The organism is Streptomyces boncukensis, from assembly GCF_011045075.1.
In the GTDB taxonomy this organism is placed as follows: domain Bacteria; phylum Actinomycetota; class Actinomycetes; order Streptomycetales; family Streptomycetaceae; genus Streptomyces; species Streptomyces boncukensis.
The window spans coordinates 1-2517 of the sequence record NZ_JAAKZZ010000769.1 but is presented as its reverse complement, the minus strand read 5'-3'; the positions used below and the strand labels follow the sequence as shown (position 1 = coordinate 2517).

Annotated in this window: 1 protein-coding gene; it reads left to right on the top strand. The window is 79.0% G+C overall.

All coding sequences use genetic code 11. The features are described 5' to 3' along the window. Positions 1 to 2063: ATP-binding protein (locus tag G5C65_RS35350; RefSeq protein WP_165303149.1), on the top strand; the 2063-nt coding region annotated here is incomplete at its 5' end. Positions 2064 to 2517: the final 454 nt, after the last annotated feature.

The following is a 2517-nucleotide window of genomic DNA, read 5'->3' as shown; positions in this document are numbered from 1 at the left end:
TCCCCTGGCAGCTCCCCCCGGCCGGGCCGCTCATCGGCCGCACCGCGGAGCTCGACGGGCTGGAGCGCCGCAGGCAGCGGGTGAACGGCGCCGGGCACGCCTTCCTGGCCGCGCTCAGCGGGCTGGGCGGCGTCGGCAAGACGACGGTGGCGCTCGCCTGGCTGCACGCGCTGCGGCGGGAGTTCCCCGACGGGCAGCTCTACGCGGACCTCGGCGCCCGCGCGGGGGCCGGCCCCGCCGACCCGGGCGAGGTGCTCAGCCGCTTCCTGCGCGGCCTGGGCGTCCCGGGCCCCCGGGTGCCGCCCGGCATCGAGGAACGGGGCGCGCTCTACCGCTCGCTGACGGCGCAGCGCAGGCTCGTCGTCCTCCTCGACGACGCGGCCAGCGCGGCGCAGGTCCGCCATCTGCTGCTCGGCGGCCCCAACGTCACCGCCGTCACCAGCAGACGGCGGCTGCCCGGACTCGCCGTCGACGGCTGCTACGCCGTCGGCCTCGAACCCCTCGCCACGGAGGCGGCGGTCGAGCTCCTGGCCCGCACCCTGGACGACGGCCGCGTCGCCGCGCAGGCCGAGGAGGCCCGCACGCTGGTACGGCTGTGCGCGGGCCTGCCGCTCGCCGTACGGGTCGCGGGCGCGCGGTTGGCCGGGCACCCCGGACGCCCCCTCACCGCGATGGTGCGCGCCCTGACCGCCGAGCGCGACCGGCTGGAGGTGCTGGCCATCGAGGACGACCACAGCGTCCGCGCGGCGCTCGACCTGTCGTACCAGGGCCTCCCGGCGGGCGCGGCGCGCCTCTACCGGCTGCTCGGGCTGCACCCGGGGCGCGACTTCGGCAGCGGCACCGCCGCCGCCGCGCTCGGGCTGGCGGCGCCGCGTGCCCCTCAGGCGCTGGAGCTGCTGGACGCGCTGCACGACGCGAACCTGCTCACCGCCGCCGCCACCACCACTGTCGGCGGCACCGGGACCGGGGCCGGGGCCGGGACCGAGGACGAGCGCTACCGCTTCCACGATCTCGTGCGGCTGCACGCCGCCGCGTGCGCCGCGCGCGACGAGCCGGAGGGCGAACGGGCCGCCGCCGTACGCCGGATCACCGACCACTATCTCGCCTCCGCCACCCGCGCCGAGGAGCTCACCGACCCCCAGCACCGCACGCTCGCCCGCTCCTTCGGCCCCGGGCCCGTCGTCACCGCCGAGCTGGACGAGGGGAGCGCGCTCGACTGGCTGGAGCGTGAGCTGCCCAACCTGATGGCCGTACAGCGGTGTGCCCGGGACGCCGGGAACCACCCTGCCGTCTGGCAGCTCGCCGACGCGCTGTGGCCGCTCTTCCTGCGGCGCAAGCACTACGAGCACTGGCACGCCGCGCACCGCGAAGGGCTCGCGGCGGCCCGGGAGCTGGGCGACACGGCGGCCGAGTGCCGCATGCTGACCTCCGGCGGCCTCGGCGAGCTGGGCCGGGGCGAGGCGGCGCGGGCACTGGAGATGTTCGAGCGCGCCGCGGAGGTCTTCCGCTCCGACGGCGACACGCTCGGCGCCACCCGCACCCTCAACTACCGGGGGCTCGCCTGCCAGGCGCTCGGCCGCGCCGCTGACGCCGCCGGCCTCTTCGCCCGCGCCGCGGCGGAACTGCCCGGCTGCGGCGACCCGCGCGCCGCCGGGCTCGCCCGGCTCAACCTGGCCGACGCCTCGCTCGCCGCGGGCAGCGCCGGCGCGGCGGCCGGGGAGGCGGAGGCCGCCCGCGCGGTGCTGACGCAGGAGGGCGACCGGTACAACGCGGCCCGCGCCGCCCTCCTGCACGGCCGCGCCCTCCTCGCCCTCGAACGCCTCACGGACGCCGAGGAGCGGCTGGAGGAGGCGCTGGCCGTCCTCCGGGACGCGGCGGCCGACTACGAGTCCGGGCGGGCCCTGGAGTCCCTCGCCGAGCTCGCCGAGCGGAGGGGACTGCGCTCCGTGGCGCGCGAGCGGTACGAGCGGGCGCTCGCCGCGTACGCCGCCGTGGGCGCCCCGGAGCCCCCGGAGGCGGAGTCCGTACGGGCCCGGCTCGCACGCCTCCCGCCGGAGGGGTGAGGGCGGGCGCCCCCGGGCTGTCGGGGCCCGGCCGCCGGTCCGCCGGAGAAGGCCACCAGCCAGGCGTGCACGAGGGACGCCCACACCGGCCAGCAGGGCGCCCGGCGCGCTGTCGTCCACAGCATCAGCCCGCCGCACGGCCACTGCTGCGGCCACTGCTGCGGCCGCGGCCGCAGCCGCATCCAGCAGTGCGGGCCGTCGTACACGGCCGTCACCAGGGCCGCCGGATGGCGCTCCGCGAGCGCGTTCGCGTACTGCGCGCCGCGCCCGCGCGCCACCAGCACATCGGCGAGCTGCGGCCAGGGCGGGGGCGCGGACAGTGCGACCCGCAGGTGCTCGTCCGTCACCGCGCGTCCGTCGGGCCCGGCCGACAGCGTGACGGTGACCAGGGTCCGGGTCACCGGGGAGCGCTCCGGGGCGCGGTGGTGTCGAAGGACACCGTGCGGGGGAGCGG